Origin of the sequence: Streptomyces sp. NPDC059785 (assembly GCF_042732375.1) — a bacterium.
GTDB lineage: Bacteria > Actinomycetota > Actinomycetes > Streptomycetales > Streptomycetaceae > Streptomyces.
Genome location: NZ_JBHWHV010000042.1, coordinates 60807 through 76270 on the forward strand (window position 1 = coordinate 60807; position 15464 = coordinate 76270).

General features: G+C 71.6%; 12 protein-coding genes and 1 riboswitch. Of the genes, 11 read left to right on the forward strand and 1 reads right to left on the reverse strand.

Annotated features, from left to right (window positions below; all coding sequences use genetic code 11):
• Window positions 1-57 precede the first annotated feature (57 nt).
• From shc to ACFV6E_RS28280, 8 genes are all read left to right on the forward strand, one after another.
• The gene (gene shc, locus ACFV6E_RS28245) at window positions 58-2070 is read left to right on the forward strand and encodes a squalene--hopene cyclase (protein ID WP_385169179.1); all 2013 of its coding nucleotides are present in this window, start codon (window positions 58-60) and stop codon (window positions 2068-2070) included.
• A complete protein-coding gene (locus ACFV6E_RS28250) occupies window positions 2067-2708 on the forward strand; it encodes a 1-hydroxy-2-methyl-2-butenyl 4-diphosphate reductase (protein WP_385465402.1) in 642 nt (213 codons plus the stop codon). Before shc ends, ACFV6E_RS28250 begins: the two co-directional genes overlap by 4 nt.
• 5 nt (window positions 2709-2713) lie before the next feature.
• Window positions 2714-3736 (forward strand): adenosyl-hopene transferase HpnH, encoded by a 1023-nt coding sequence (hpnH, locus tag ACFV6E_RS28255; RefSeq protein ID WP_385465404.1) that lies wholly within the window; start codon window positions 2714-2716, stop codon window positions 3734-3736.
• 4 nt (window positions 3737-3740) lie between these two features.
• Complete coding sequence (gene ispG / locus ACFV6E_RS28260; RefSeq protein ID WP_385169188.1) at window positions 3741-4898, forward strand: flavodoxin-dependent (E)-4-hydroxy-3-methylbut-2-enyl-diphosphate synthase; 1158 nt, start codon at window positions 3741-3743, stop codon at window positions 4896-4898.
• A gap of 29 nt (window positions 4899-4927) precedes the next feature.
• Window positions 4928-6868, forward strand: a complete 1941-nt coding sequence (gene dxs / locus ACFV6E_RS28265; protein ID WP_385465407.1) for a 1-deoxy-D-xylulose-5-phosphate synthase — start codon at window positions 4928-4930, stop codon at window positions 6866-6868.
• Window positions 6865-8370 carry an aspartate aminotransferase family protein gene (locus ACFV6E_RS28270; RefSeq protein ID WP_385465410.1) on the forward strand — a complete coding sequence of 502 codons (1506 nt, stop codon included), beginning with the start codon at window positions 6865-6867 and terminating at the stop codon, window positions 8368-8370. The genes dxs and ACFV6E_RS28270 overlap by 4 nt, the downstream gene beginning before the upstream one ends.
• A gap of 88 nt (window positions 8371-8458) precedes the next feature.
• Window positions 8459-9148 carry a helix-turn-helix domain-containing protein gene (locus tag ACFV6E_RS28275; RefSeq protein WP_385465413.1) on the forward strand — a complete coding sequence of 230 codons (690 nt, stop codon included), beginning with the start codon at window positions 8459-8461 and terminating at the stop codon, window positions 9146-9148.
• Between the two features lie 32 nt (window positions 9149-9180).
• Complete coding sequence (locus tag ACFV6E_RS28280; protein WP_385169205.1) at window positions 9181-9297, forward strand: DUF6126 family protein; 117 nt, start codon at window positions 9181-9183, stop codon at window positions 9295-9297.
• A 201-nt stretch (window positions 9298-9498) separates the two neighbouring features.
• On the opposite strand, the gene ACFV6E_RS28285 is transcribed toward ACFV6E_RS28280, so the two are convergent.
• Window positions 9499-10293 (reverse strand): tyrosine-protein phosphatase, encoded by a 795-nt coding sequence (locus ACFV6E_RS28285; RefSeq protein ID WP_385166549.1) that lies wholly within the window; start codon window positions 10291-10293, stop codon window positions 9499-9501.
• A gap of 203 nt (window positions 10294-10496) precedes the next feature.
• Between ACFV6E_RS28285 and ACFV6E_RS28290 the strand changes: the two genes are divergently transcribed.
• The 3 genes from ACFV6E_RS28290 to ACFV6E_RS28300 all read left to right on the forward strand — a co-directional run bounded on the left by ACFV6E_RS28290 (window position 10497) and on the right by ACFV6E_RS28300 (window position 15160).
• Window positions 10497-12659, forward strand: a complete 2163-nt coding sequence (locus ACFV6E_RS28290) for an alpha-galactosidase (RefSeq protein WP_385166547.1) — start codon at window positions 10497-10499, stop codon at window positions 12657-12659.
• A 390-nt stretch (window positions 12660-13049) separates the two neighbouring features.
• A riboswitch (cyclic di-AMP (ydaO/yuaA leader) is annotated at window positions 13050-13207 on the forward strand.
• Window positions 13208-13211: 4 nt separating this feature from the next.
• Window positions 13212-14105, forward strand: a complete 894-nt coding sequence (locus tag ACFV6E_RS28295) for a peptidoglycan DD-metalloendopeptidase family protein (RefSeq protein WP_385166545.1) — start codon at window positions 13212-13214, stop codon at window positions 14103-14105.
• Between the two features lie 269 nt (window positions 14106-14374).
• Window positions 14375-15160 (forward strand): SGNH/GDSL hydrolase family protein, encoded by a 786-nt coding sequence (locus ACFV6E_RS28300; protein WP_385166543.1) that lies wholly within the window; start codon window positions 14375-14377, stop codon window positions 15158-15160.
• Window positions 15161-15464: the final 304 nt, after the last annotated feature.

Here is a 15464-nt window from a genome sequence, read left to right on the forward strand (position 1 = left end):
GCCACCGGCCGACGGCGGACCCACAGCAGAGACGTACCACTGCACGAAGGGGAAGCCATGACAGCGACGACCGACGGAAGCACCGGAGCCCTGCCGCCCCGCGCTGCCTCGGCCAGCGATTCAGTCCGGACCAACGACACGCTCCCGCGGGCGGCGGGCACGGCCGGTACCACCGAGGCCGCCACGCGGGCCGTACGGCGCGCCACCGACTTCCTGCTCGCCCGGCAGGACGCCCAGGGCTGGTGGAAGGGCGACCTCGAGACCAACGTCACGATGGACGCCGAAGACCTGCTGCTCCGCCAGTTCCTGGGCGTGCGCGACGAGCAGACCACCCAAGCCGCCGCCCTGTTCATCCGCGGCGAGCAGCGCGCGGACGGCACCTGGGCCACCTTCTACGGCGGACCCGGCGAACTCTCCACCACCATCGAGGCGTACGTCGCCCTGCGGCTGGCCGGGGACCGCCCCGAGGACCCGCACATGGCACGCGCGTCCGCCTGGATCCGCGAGCGCGGCGGGGTCGCCGCGTCCCGCGTCTTCACCCGCATCTGGCTCGCCCTCTTCGGCTGGTGGAAGTGGGAGGACCTGCCCGAACTCCCGCCGGAGCTCATCTACTTCCCGAAGTGGATGCCGCTCAACATCTACGACTTCGGCTGCTGGGCGCGCCAGACGATCGTGCCGCTGACCATCGTCTCCGCCAAACGCCCGGTGCGGCCCGCTCCCTTCCCGCTCGACGAGCTGCACGTCGACGCGGGCAACCCCAACCCGGTCCGTCCGTTCGCCCCGGCGGCGAGCTGGGACGGCGTCTTCCAGCGCCTGGACAAGGTGCTGCACGGCTACCGCAGGGTCGCCTCGCGCAGGCTGCGCCGGGCCGCGATAAATTCCGCCGCCCGCTGGATCATCGAGCGCCAGGAGAACGACGGCTGCTGGGGCGGCATCCAGCCGCCCGCCGTCTACTCGGTCATCGCGCTGCACCTGCTCGGCTACGACCTGGACCACCCGGTGATGCGCGCCGGGCTCGGCTCGCTGGACCGTTTCGCCGTCTGGCGCGAGGACGGCGCCCGGATGATCGAGGCGTGCCAGTCACCCGTGTGGGACACCTGTCTCGCCACGATCGCGCTCGCCGACGCCGGGGTGCCCGCCGACCACCCGCAACTGGTCAAGGCCGCCGACTGGATGCTCGGCGAGGAGATCGTCCGCAAGGGCGACTGGTCGGTCAAGCGCCCCCAACTGCCGCCGGGCGGCTGGGCGTTCGAGTTCCACAACGACAACTACCCGGACATCGACGACACCGCCGAGGTCGCCCTCGCGCTGCGCCGGGTCAGGCACCACGACCCCGAGCGGGTCGAGGGGGCCATCGGACGCGGGGTCCGCTGGAACCTGGGCATGCAGTCGAAGAACGGCGCCTGGGGCGCCTTCGACGTCGACAACACCAGCGCCTTCCCCAACCGCCTGCCGTTCTGCGACTTCGGCGAGGTCATCGACCCGCCGTCCGCGGACGTCACCGCGCACGTCGTGGAGATGCTCGCCGTGGAGGGCTACGCGCACGACCCGCGCACCCGCCGGGGCATCGAGTGGCTGCTCGCCGAGCAGGAGGCCAACGGCTCCTGGTTCGGCCGCTGGGGCGTCAACTACGTGTACGGCACCGGGTCCGTGGTGCCGGCCCTGACCGCCGCCGGGCTGCCCGGCTCGCACCCCGCGATCCGCCGCGCCGTGGCCTGGCTGGAGACCGTCCAGAACGAGGACGGCGGCTGGGGCGAGGACCTGCGCTCGTACCACGACGTGCCCGAGTGGAGCGGCCGGGGCGCCTCGACCGCCTCCCAGACGGCCTGGGCCCTGATGGCGCTGCTCGCCGCGGGGGAGCGGACGTCCAAGGCCGTCGAGCGCGGCGTCGAGTGGCTGGCCGCCACGCAGCACGAGGACGGCTCCTGGGACGAGCCCTACTTCACCGGCACCGGCTTCCCCTGGGACTTCTCCATCAACTACCACCTCTACCGGCAGGTCTTCCCGCTCACCGCGCTCGGCCGCTACGTCCACGGCGAACCCTTCGCCCAGACGGCGGGGCGCGCATGACCGATCAGCCCGTCGCGGTCCCGCTGCTGATCGCCTGCGCGCTCGGCATCGAGCACCTCGCCCTGCGCAGCGGCGACCACGGCGGCGCCGGCGGGCCCGTCACCGTGCTGCGCACGGGCATGGGGCCGAAGGCCGCCGAACGCTCGGTCACCCGGGTGCTCGGCGACCCGGCGCTGCGCGCCGCGGCCGTCCTGGCCACCGGGTTCTGCGCCGGGCTCGCCCCCGGCATGCATCCGGGTGACCTGGTGGTCGCCGAGGAGACCCGCGACCCCCGCGGCGTCACCGCGTGCGCCGGCACCGATCTGCTGGCCGGGGAACTCACCCGTACGCTGCCCGGGCGTACCGTCCACCGGGGCCCGCTCGCCGGGTCCGACCACGTGGTCCGCGGCCCCGAACGGGGGGCGCTTCTCGCCACCGGCGCGATCGCGGCCGACATGGAGTCGGCGGCCACGCTCCACAGCGCCATGCGGGTGGGCGCACGCGCGGTTGCGGCCGTCCGGGTGGTCGTGGACGCTCCAGAGCATGAACTCGTCCGTATCGGCACGGTGCGCGGTGGAATATCTGCTTTCCGTGTCCTTCGTTCCGTACTTCCCGCTTTCTTCGAATGGCACCGTTCTTCGCTGCTCCCCCGGAGGTGAGCCAGATGGCCATGCCGCTGCGCCAGACCGTCAAGGTCGCTACCTATCTCTTTGAACAGAAGCTGCGTAAGCGGGACAAGTTCGCGCTGCTGGTCGAGTTGGAACCGCTCTTCGCGTGCAACCTCAAGTGCGAGGGCTGCGGCAAGATCCAGCACCCGGCCGGGGTGCTCAAACAGCGCATGCCCGTGGCCCAGGCGGTGGGCGCGGTGCTCGAATCGGGTGCGCCGATGGTGTCCATCGCCGGCGGCGAGCCGCTGATGCACCCGCAGATCGACGAGATCGTGCGGCAGCTCATCGCCAAGAAGAAATTCGTCTTCCTGTGCACGAACGCGCTGCTGATGCGCAAGAAGATGGACAAGTTCAAGCCCTCGCCGTACTTCGCCTGGGCCGTGCACGTCGACGGGCTGCGCGAGCGGCACGACGAGTCGGTGGCCAAGGAGGGCGTCTTCGACGAGGCGGTGGCGGCCATAAAGGAGGCCAAGCGGCGTGGCTTCCGCGTCACCACCAACTCGACGTTCTTCAACACCGACACCCCGCAGACCGTCATCGAGGTGCTCAACTTCCTCAACGACGACCTCAAGGTCGACGAGATGATGCTCTCGCCCGCCTACGCCTACGAGAAGGCCCCCGACCAGGAGCACTTCCTCGGCGTCCAGCAGACCCGCGAGCTGTTCAAGAAGGCGTTCTCGGGCGGCAACCGCAGGCGCTGGCGGCTCAACCAGTCCCCGCTCTTCCTGGACTTCCTGGAGGGCAAGGTCGACTTCCCGTGCACCGCCTGGGCGATCCCCAGCTACTCGCTCTTCGGCTGGCAGAAGCCCTGCTACCTGATGAGCGACGGCTACGTGCCCACGTACCGGCAGCTCATCGAGGACACCGACTGGGACTCCTACGGCCGCGGCCGGGACGAGCGGTGCGCCAACTGCATGGCGCACTGCGGTTACGAGCCCACCGCCGTACTGGCGACCATGGGCTCGCTCAAACAGTCGCTGCGGGCCGCGCGCGAGACCTTCACGGAAAGCCGCGGGTGACATCATGACCGCCGTTTCCTTGGGCCTTCCCGAGGTACCGGTCCGGCCGGTCGCGGAGCGCAGGCGCTCCCGGCGGATCCAGGTCGGACCGGTGGCGGTCGGGGGCGGGGCGCCCGTCTCGGTGCAGTCGATGACGACGACGCGCACCTCGGACATCGGCGCCACGCTCCAGCAGATCGCCGAGCTGACGGCGTCAGGGTGCCAGATCGTCCGGGTGGCCTGCCCCACCCAGGACGACGCCGACGCCCTCGCGACCATCGCCAGGAAGTCGCAGATCCCGGTGATCGCCGACATCCACTTCCAGCCGAAGTACGTGTTCGCCGCGATCGAGGCGGGCTGCGCGGCGGTGCGGGTCAACCCGGGCAACATCAAGCAGTTCGACGACAAGGTCAGGGAGATCGCCAGGGCGGCGAAGGACCACGGCACCCCGATCCGCATCGGGGTGAACGCGGGCTCCCTGGACCGGCGGCTGCTCCAGAAGTACGGCAAGGCCACCCCCGAGGCACTGGTCGAGTCCGCGCTGTGGGAGGCGTCGCTCTTCGAGGAGCACGACTTCCGCGACATCAAGATCTCGGTCAAGCACAACGACCCGGTCGTCATGGTCAACGCCTACCGGCAACTGGCGGCCCAGTGCGACTACCCGCTGCACCTCGGCGTCACCGAGGCCGGTCCGGCCTTCCAGGGCACGATCAAGTCGGCGGTCGCCTTCGGCGCGCTGCTGAGCGAGGGCATCGGCGACACCATCCGGGTCTCGCTGTCGGCCCCGCCCGCCGAGGAGGTCAAGGTCGGCATCCAGATCCTGGAGTCGCTGGGGCTGCGGCAACGCCGCCTGGAGATCGTCTCCTGCCCGTCGTGCGGGCGCGCGCAGGTCGACGTCTACAAGCTGGCCGACGAGGTCACGGCCGGTCTGGACGGCATGGAGGTACCGCTGCGCGTCGCCGTCATGGGCTGCGTCGTCAACGGTCCCGGTGAGGCGCGGGAGGCGGACCTGGGGGTCGCCTCCGGCAACGGCAAGGGACAGATCTTCGTCCGGGGCGAGGTCATCAAGACCGTCCCCGAGTCGAAGATCGTCGAGACCCTCATCGAGGAGGCGATGAAGATCGCCGAACAGATGGAGAAGGACGGTGCGGGGGCCGGCGAACCGGCCGTCACCGTGAGCTGATCAGCAGGGAACCGAGAGGGGGCCCGAGCGTGACCTTCCTGGAGAACATCCGGACACCACGCGACCTGAAGGCGCTGACCGCCGAGGAGACCGGCGAACTGGCCGAGGAGATACGGGAGTTCCTGGTGCACGCGGTCGCCAGGACGGGAGGTCACCTCGGGCCCAACCTGGGCGTGGTGGAACTGACCGTCGCACTGCACCGGGTCTTCGAATCCCCCGTCGACCGCATCCTGTGGGACACCGGACACCAGAGCTACGTGCACAAACTGCTCACCGGCCGGCAGGACTTCTCCAAACTGCGCGGCAAGGGAGGACTCTCCGGCTATCCGTCGCGCGAGGAGTCCGAGCACGACGTCATCGAGAACAGCCACGCCTCCACCGCGCTCGGCTGGGCCGACGGACTCGCCAAGGCCCGGCAGGTACGGGGCGAACGGGGCCACGTCGTCGCCGTCATCGGCGACGGGGCCCTGACCGGCGGCATGGCCTGGGAGGCGCTGAACAACATCGCCGCCGCCAAGGACCGCCCGCTGATCATCGTCGTCAACGACAACGAACGCTCCTACGCACCCACCATCGGCGGCCTCGCCAACCACCTCGCCACCCTGCGCACCACCGACGGCTACGAACAGGTCCTGGCCTGGGGCAAGGACGTACTGCTGCGCACCCCGCTGGTCGGGCACACCCTGTACGAGTCGCTGCACGGCGCGAAGAAGGGGTTCAAGGACGCGTTCGCGCCGCAGGGCATGTTCGAGGACCTGGGCCTGAAGTACGTCGGGCCGATCGACGGGCACGACCAGCGGGCCGTGGAGTCCGCTCTGCGGCGCGCGAAACGCTTCCACGGACCCGTCCTCGTGCACTGCCTCACCGAGAAGGGCCGCGGCTTCGAGCCCGCCCTCGCCCACGAGGAGGACCGCTTCCACACGGTCGGGGCGATGGACCCGCTCACCTGCGAACCGCTCGCACCCGCGGGCGGGCCGTCCTGGACCTCGGTCTTCGGCGACGAGATCGTCCGCATCGGCGAGGAACGCGAGGACGTCGTCGCGATCACGGCGGCGATGCTGCACCCGGTGGGCCTCGGCAAGTTCGCCGAGCGCTTCCCCGACCGGGTCTGGGACGTCGGGATCGCCGAGCAGCACGCCACGGTCTCCGCGGCCGGGCTCGCCACCGGCGGTCTCCACCCCGTCGTCGCCGTCTACGCGACCTTCCTCAACCGGGCCTTCGACCAGCTCCTGATGGACGTGGCCCTGCACCGCTGCGGCGTCACCTTCGTCCTGGACCGGGCCGGCGTCACCGGCGCCGACGGACCCTCGCACAACGGCATGTGGGACATGTCCGTCCTCCAGGTCGTGCCGGGCCTCAGGATCGCCGCGCCCCGCGACGCCGGCCAGCTCCGCGCCCAGCTCCGCGAGGCGGTCGCCGTGGACGACGCCCCGACCCTGGTCCGCTTCCCCAAGGAGTCGGTGGGGCCCGAGGTCCCCGCGCTCGACCGGGTGGGCGGCATGGACGTCCTGCACCGGGCGGACCGGCCCGAGGCCCTGCTCGTCGCCGTCGGCGTGATGGCGCCGATCTGCCTCCAGGCCGCCGGACTCCTCGAGGCGCGCGGCATCGGCTGCACGGTCGTGGACCCGCGCTGGGTGAAGCCGGTCGACGCCGCGCTGCCCGCGCTCGCCGCGGAACACCGCATGGTCGCGGTGGTCGAGGACAACAGCAGGGCGTCCGGCGTCGGCGGCGCCGTCGCCCTCGCGCTCGGGGACGCCGACGTCGACGTACCCGTACGGCGGTTCGGCATCCCCGAGCAGTTCCTCGCGCACGCCAAACGCGGTGAGGTGCTCGCGGACATCGGCCTCACGCCCGTGGAGATCGCCGGACGGATCAGCGCGGGCCTGACGGCGAAGAAGGAGTACGCGGAGTACGCCGGGGCCGCCGATGAGTACGCAGGGGCCGCCAAGGAGAAAGAGAAACAGCGATGACCACCTCCAAGGCCGGCGCGGAGTCCGGTCCTACGCCCGGCGCGGAGTCCGGTCCGGAGTCCCGTACAGAGCTTGGCTTCCAGTCCGGTTCGGAGTCCGGCCCGACGTCCGGCTCGCGGTCCGGGGAGTTCGATCTCGGTGCCCTGCTGGCCGACCGCGGCGCCGAGCGCTACGAACTGCACGGCCGCTACCTCAACCCGCAACTGCCGCGCATGCTGCACACCATCGGCTTCGACAAGGTCTACGAGCGGGCCGAGGGCGCCCACTTCTTCGACGCCGACGGCAACGACTACCTGGACATGCTCGCCGGGTTCGGCGTGATGGGCCTGGGCCGGCACCACCCCGTGGTCCGCAAGGCGCTGCACGACGTCCTCGACGCCTCCCTCGCCGACCTCACCCGCTTCGACTGCCAGCCGCTGCCGGGACTGCTCGCGGAACGGCTGCTCGCACACAGCCCGCACCTCGACCGGGTGTTCTTCGGCAGCAGCGGCACGGAGGCGGTCGAGACCGCGCTGAAGTTCGCCCGGTACGCCACCGGACGGCCGCGCGTCCTGTACTGCGCGCACGCCTTCCACGGACTGACCACCGGCTCGCTGTCCGTCAACGGCGAGGACGGCTTCCGCGACGGCTTCGCCCCGCTGCTGCCCGACACGGCCGTCCCGCTCGGCGACCTCGACGCACTCGCCCGCGAGCTGAAGAAGGGCGACGTCGCCGCGCTGATCGTCGAGCCCATCCAGGGCAAGGGCGTGCACGAGAGCCCGCCGGGATATCTGCGCGCCGCCCAGGAACTGCTGCACCGGCACAAGGCCCTGCTCATCGCCGACGAGGTGCAGACCGGGCTCGGCCGCACCGGCGACTTCTACGCCTACCAGCACGAGGAGGGTGTCGAGCCCGATCTGGTCTGCGTGGCGAAGGCCCTCTCCGGTGGCTACGTGCCGGTGAGCGCCACGCTCGGCAAGGACTGGATCTTCAAGAAGGTGTACTCCTCGATGGACCGCGTCCTGGTCCACTCGGCGAGCTTCGGGGCCAACGCCCAGGCCATGGCCGCGGGCCTCGCCGTGCTCTCCGTCATGGAGCACGAGGAGACCGTCGCCAACGCCCGAGCGATGGGGGAGCGGCTGAAGTCCCGGCTCACGGCGATGGTGGACACGTACGAGCTGCTCGCCGACGTACGCGGCCGGGGGCTGATGATCGGCATCGAGTTCGGGCGGCCCGGATCGCTGAAGCTGCGGGGCCGCTGGACGATGCTCCAGGCGGCGCGCAAGGGGCTCTTCGCCCAGATGGTGGTCGTACCGCTGCTCCAGCGCCACCGCATCCTGACCCAGGTCTCCGGCGACCACCTGGAGGTGATCAAGCTGATCCCGCCGCTGGTCGTCGACGAGCGGGACGTGGACCGGTTCGTGGACGCCTTCACCGCCGTGATGGACGACGCGCACAGCGGCGGCGGGCTGATGTGGGACTTCGGCAAGACGCTGGTGAAGCAGGCGGTGGCGAACCGCTGAGAGCGGGGCGGTGAACATCGCCGCCGACCGTTTTTGCCCGTGAGGCAAGAAGTTTGCCTCACGGGCAAACCTGCGGCTCAATGGGAGCATGACATCGGAAGAGCCGCCCCCGGCCGAAGAGCCGCCCCCGGCCGGTGTGCCGGAGGGGGCCGCCGCGGCCGAGGTGCTGCCGGTCGTGGCTCCGCGCCTGCGCGAGCTGCGCCGCCGCGCCTCGCTGACCCTGGAGGCGGCCTCCCGCGCCGCCGGGCTCTCGCCCGCCCATCTCTCGCGACTGGAGACCGGCCGTCGCCAGCCCTCGCTGCCGATGCTGCTCGCGCTCGCCCGTATCTACGGTACGACGGTCTCGGAGCTGCTCGGCGAGACGGTCGGCGACCGCGACTCCGTCCTGCGCGGCACCGAGCTGGAACCCAGCACCGCGGGCGGCTGGACGTACTGGCAGGCGGGCGCGCACGGGCGGGCCATGCAGGCGCTGCGCGTCCACGTCCCGTACGGCGCGCAGGGCGACATCGTGCGCGTCCACCCGGGCGAGGAGTGGCTGTACGTCCTCCAGGGGCGGCTGCGGCTGCGCCTCGGCGACACCACGCACCTGCTCGCGGCGGGCGACAGCGCCCACTTCGACTCGCTGACCCCGCACCGTCTCGCGGCCGCCGACCACGACGGGGCCGACCTGCTCTTCGTCCACACCCTGCTGCAAAGCCCCGCCGCCGCGCTGTGCATCGGCCAGGCGACCGGACACCTCACCACCGGAACCACCGGAACCACTGGAGAGACATCATGAACGAGCCCACGGAGTCCGGTCCCCGGCGGTCCATGGAGGAGAAGTTCCCCCGCGCGCTGTGGATACGGCTCATCATCTATGTCGCCGTCGGCCACCTCTTCGCGGCCTTCATCTACCTGCTGTTCACCCTGGGCGCCCAGCACCAGTGACCGGCGCGCCCGGGCCGCGGAGGCCTAGGGCGTGTTGCGAAAGTCCCGCCTGCCGCGCGACGCCATGCACGCCCTCTCGCCGCACCGGGCGAAAGCCCAAGTACGTCCAGTACGAGGGCTTCCGCCCGGCACGCCGAGAGCACGCACCTGACGCCGCGCAGCCCGCCCTTCGGGCGAACGACGGGACTTTCGCAACACGCCCTAGTCGAGGAGCCGCTCGCGCAGCCGCTGCCGCGTCTCGGGGGTGACGCCCAGCCCCTGCTCCAGATAGGGGTCGACCCCGCCCCAGGTCTCCTCGATCGTCTCGAACGCCGCCGTCAGATACTCCGCGCGCGCGTCGAAGAGGGGGCTGAGCAGCTCCATGACCTCCGGGGCGTAGGCGCCCGCCGAGCCGCTGCGACGGACCTTGTAGCGGCGGTGCTTGGCGTTCGACTCCAGATAGTCGGCGACTATCGCCTCGCGCTCGACGCCGAGGGCGAGCAGCGTGATCGCGACGGACAGGCCCGCGCGGTCCTTGCCCGCCGCGCAGTGCATCAGCGCGGGCACGCTGTCCTCGGCCAGCGCGTGCAGCACCCGGGAGTGCTCGGCGGTGCGCTGCTCGATCATCGCGCGATACGACGTGATCATGCGGTGCGCCGCCTTGCCGTCCGCCAGCAGCGAGCGCAGCTCGTCCAGCCGGCCGTCGCGGACCGTCTTCCAGAACTCCGCGCCGTCCGCCGGGTCGCTCAGCGGCAGATTCACGTTCCGCACGCCCGGCAGCTCGACGTCCGGGCCCTCCAGCTTCTGGTCCGCGGCATTGCGGAAGTCGAAGATCGTGTGCAGGCCGAGCGAGGCGAGGAACACGGCGTCCTCACCGGTCGCGTGCGCCAGGTGGCCGCTGCGGAAGAGCCGTCCGTGCGCCACCCGCCGGCCGTCGGTGGTGGGCAGTCCGCCCACGTCCCGGAAGTTCCGCACTCCGGTCAGCTCGGGCTCGGTCGACGGGACCTGCTGCGTCACGGGGGCTCCTCCCAGTCGTCCGCCGGCGCTGCTCGGCGTGCCCGCCGACGGGATGCGCCTTCGACGATACGACATGGGTACCTGCGGCAATGAGTTGTCCACAGGCGTTCGTCCACAGGCGTTGATCAATGGCCCGGCAGCTCGGATGATGTTGCTCGCAGATCGCATTCGAGATCGCACTCGACCACGTCCGTGGGGGCCTGATGACGGAGACGGAAGCCGAGCCGGTGACGGAGACGGAAGCCGAGCCGGTGACGGAGACCGGCGCGGACGGGCGGACCTGGCTTCTCTCGGGCCCCGCCAGCAGCTACGCCCTGCGGCTCACCGACCGCGACGAGCTGCTGCATCTGCACTGGGGCCCGCGGATCGCGCTCGCCGACGCCGAGGCGCTCGCCACCCGGCCCGCGCCGGGGTACTGGCCCTTCGAGTCCCCGCTCGACGGCCACGAGGAGTATCCGGTCGAGGGCGGCCCCCGCTTCGTCCGCCCCGCGCTGTCCGTGCGCACGCGGGAGCGGCGCGGCACCGAATGGCGCTTCGAGGGGTCCGAGACCGGCGCGGACGGACTGCGGCTGCGCTTCTCCGACACCGGACTCGCCATTACGCTGCACTACCGGATGCGCGGCGACGTCGTCGAGCGCTGGGTGACGCTCGCCAACGAGGGACCCGATCTGGAGGTGCTGCGCGCCGACTCCGCGACCTGGACGCTGCCCGAGCGCGAGGGCTGGCGGCTGTCGCAGCTGCACGGCCGGTGGGCCGCCGAATCCCGGCTGGTCCGCTCGGACCTGACGTACGGGGAGAAGGTGCTCGGCAGCCGCCGCGGGCACACCGGGCACCAGCACCTGCCGTGGGTGGCGCTCGACCACGAGGCCACCGAGGAGAGCGGCGAGGTCTACGGCTGCGCGCTCGCCTGGTCGGGCACCTGGCGGATCTGCGTGGCGCAACTGCCGGACGCGCGCGTGCAGATCACCGGAGGCGCCGGGTACGACGACTCGGGACTGCTGCGGCTCGCACCGGGCGAGTCGTACGCCACACCCGTCTTCGCCGGGCTGTACAGCGACGGCGGCTTCGGCGGCGCCAGCCGCTCCTGGCACGCGTACCAGCGCACGCACGTCGTGCCGGACGCCGATCACGACCGGCCCGTGCTCTACAACTCCTGGGAGGCCACCGGCTTCGGCATCTCCGAGGAGCAGCAGCGGGCCCTCGCGGACCGGGCCGCGGACCTGGGCGTCGAGCTGTTCGTGGTCGACGACGGCTGGTTCGGGGCGCGCACCAGCGACCGGGCCGGGCTGGGGGACTGGACGCCCAACCCCGACCGCTTCCCCGACGGACTGGCACCGCTGGCCCGGCACGTGCACGGGCTGGGCATGCGGTTCGGTATCTGGGTCGAGCCGGAGATGGTCAATCCGGACAGCGACCTCTACCGCGCGCACCCCGACTGGGTGCAGTTCCAGCCGGGCCGCAGCAGAACGGAGTACCGCAACCAGCTCGTGCTGAACCTGGCCCGCGACGACGTCCGGCAGTACGTGTGGAAGCGGCTCGACGCCCTGCTCACCGGCGCGCCGATCGACTATGTGAAGTGGGACTTCAACCGCTGCTTCACGGACGCCGGGTGGCCCGGCGAGGAGTATCCGCAGCGGCTGTGGACCGACCATGTGCACGCTGTGTACGAGCTGCTGGACCGGCTGCGGGCGGCGCACCCGTCGGTCGCCTTCGAATCGTGCTCGGGCGGCGGCGGCCGGATCGACCTCGGCATCATGGCCCGCACGGACCAGGTGTGGACCTCGGACAACACCGACCCGCTGGACCGCCTCGCCATCCAGCACGGCTTCAGCCAGATACATCCGGCCCGGGTGATGGCGGCCTGGGTCACCGACAGCCCGAACACGCAGCTCAACGGGCGGGTCAGCGCCCTGCGGTTCCGCTTCGTCAGCGCCATGGCCGGGGTGCTCGGCCTCGGCGGCGACCTGAGCGAGTGGAGCGAGGGGGAGCTGGCCGAGGCCCGGGACTGGGTGAGCCTCTACAAACGGATCAGACCCGTCGTGCAGCACGGCGACCTGTACCGGCTGCGACCCCCGGAGGGCGGAGCGGCGGGTCCGGGCGGCGCGGGCCGGACGGGCCGGCCGGACGGGCTGAGCGCCGTCCAGTACGTGCTCGGCGCGGAGACCGTCGTTCTGGCCTGGCTCCCCGCCCAGCACTACGGCGAGCCGACCCCGCCGGTCCGGCTGCGCGGCCTCGATCCGTCCGCGGCCTACGAGTGCCGGAGGACGGGCGAGGTGCACCGGGGCGCGGTGCTGCTCCACCACGGACTGCGGACGGGCCTGCGCGGCGACCTCGACGCGACGGTGATCCACCTCCGCCGCCTCTGACGCCGGTGGTGACCGCACACCGCTGGTCACCGATGGAGATCGCTGTGCAGATGGCGATTGCCATGCCGACCGTGATCACCGTCTCCGGCTGTGCCCGTTTCGCAGACATTGGGACCAACTGGCCCCGGAATGGGGAGTGCTGGCGTCTACGCGCGTGAGCAGCGTCATATCCGTGACGGTGCGTCGCGGGTGCGCCGCGCCAACCGCCTTGACGCCGTGGCCGGTTGAGGAGGGGAAAGATCACCTCTTCACGCACAGTAACCGGCAAATCGGACATCGATCAAGAAAGAGGTACGCACGGGGACCCGGGCCCGCTTGTCGACGCGCTTCGCTCTCGCTTACGTTCGCCTCCACTCCGGACGGACGCCCAATCCTGCCGCCGCCCGGAATCCAGTTCACTCACCCGTACCCGGCAGGAGCGGGGGACCCGCAGGTACCACGCCTGTTCCGGTCTCCGGAACGGGCTAGGGGTAAAGCCGCGCTTCAGTGCGGCCGGGCATCTCCAGCCCGCACCCGACAGCTCACCTCGCAGGCGCCGGAGAGGAAAACGCCATGCCCGCGAAGGGTAAGCACCGCCGTCCGAAGACCCAGCGCTTCTCCCGCTCGATCGCCCTTGCGGGCACCGGCGGAGCCGCGCTCGCGCTGCCGCTGATGGGGGCCGCCGGCGCCCACGCCGCCACCCCGGCCGCCGCGGCAGCCAAGGCCCCGCAGCAGACGGCCACCGTCGCCGCCGCGAAGACCGCGACGAAGACCGCGACGACGACCTACGCCGTGAAGTCAGGCGACTCTCTCGCCAGGATCGCCGCCGAGCAGAAGGTCGGCGGCGGCTGGAAGAAGATCTACTCGGACAACCGCAAGGCCGTCGGCGACGACCCCGCGCTGATCCACCCGGGCCTGAAGCTCACGCTCGGCAAGAAGGCCGCGTCCGCCACCGCCGACTCGTCCGCCACCGCCGACTCGTCCGGCAAGACCACGCAGACGACCCGGACGACGCAGACGGACACGGCCGCCTCGGCGAAGGCGGAGACCGCGGACTCCGGCTACACCCTGCCGGTCGAGGGCGCCACCATCGGCACCGCCTACAGGACCGCGGGCAGCATGTGGTCCAGCGGCTACCACACCGGTGTCGACTTCGTCGTGCCCACCGGCACCACCGTGAAGTCCATAGCCGCCGGCACCGTCGTCTCGGCCGGCTGGGGCGGCGCGTACGGGAACCAGGTCGTCATCCAGCACGCCGACGGCCAGTACTCGCAGTACGCCCACATGTCGCAGCTCTCCGTCTCGGCCGGCCAGACCGTGAGCGAGGGCCAGCAGATCGGCCTGTCGGGCGCGACCGGCAATGTGACCGGTCCGCACGTGCACTTCGAGATCCGCACCACCCCGGACTACGGCTCGGACGTGGACCCCGTCGCGTACCTGCGCGCCCACGGCGTCTCGGTCGGCTGACGCCGGGCCGTCACCCGGCACCACCCGCCACGGAGGCCGGACCCCGCAGACCGGGGTCCGGCCTCCGGCGTGTGCCGGCCGCGCCGACGGCATTGAGGCTCGACAACGGTCCCCGGGGCGCCCTTATTCCGGGATTGACCAACACTTGACGAGTGGCTTATCTCACCGACCGTCAAGCCTTCCCTACGGTCGCGTAGCTCACATCGAAAGGTGAAAGATGGGCCGATGTGGCAGACGATTCGAAGAGTGAGAAGAGTGACGAGAGAGCAGTGATCGGGTCGTTCGTGGCGGTGGGGGACAGCTTCACCGAAGGCGTCGGCGACCCCGGTCCGGACGGGGCCTTCGTCGGCTGGGCCGACCGGTTCGCGGTGCTGCTGGCGGACCGGCGACCGGAGGGCCACTTCGACTACACCAACCTCGCCGTACGCGGGAAACTCCTCGACCAGGTCATCGAGGGCCAGATTCCCCGGGCCAAGGAGCTCGCGCCGGACCTGGTCTCCTTCTGCGCGGGCGGCAACGACATCATCCGGCCCGGCACCGACCCCGACGAGGTCGCCGAGCGCTTCGAGCGCGCCGTCGCGGACCTCACCTCGGCCGTCGGCACGGTATTGGTGACCACCGGCTTCGACACCCGCGGCGTACCCGTCCTGAAGCATCTGCGCGGCAAGATCGCCACGTACAACGGGCATGTCCGGGCCATCGCGGACCGCTACGGCTGCCCGGTGCTCGACCTGTGGTCGCTCAGGACCATCCAGGACCGGCGCGCCTGGGACGGCGACCGCCTGCACCTGTCGCCCGAGGGGCACACCCGGGTGGCGCTGCGGGCCGGCCAGCTCCTCGGCCTCGAGGTCCCGGCGGACCCGGACCAGCCCTGGCCCCCGCTGCCGCCGCGCGGCACGTTCGAGATGCGCCGCGACAACATCCAGTGGGCGCGCGAGTACCTGGTGCCGTGGATCGGCCGCCGACTGCGCGGCGAATCCTCCGGGGACCACGTCGCGGCGAAGGGCACCCTGTCACCGGACGACATCAAGATGCGGATCGCCTCGGCGGTCTGAACGCCGCGGACGGGCCGACCGGGAGCCGGACGCCGTCCGCCTCCCTGCGTACGCGGCGCGCTCCCGTACGGCGCGCTCCCGCGCCGCGCACCCGCCCCCGCGCCGCGCGTTCCCGTGCGGCGCACGGCGGCGCACGCCGCGCCGATCGCGGTGCGGGAGCGCGTCGCGACGGCGGCAGGCTGTCGGCGGTGCGGGGGTACGCAGCCGCGGCGGGCTGTCGGCGGTGTGGGGACACACAGCCGCGGCAGCAGGCCGTCGGCGCTGCGGAGGTGCGTCGCGGCGGCAGCAGACGCTCGGCGGTGCG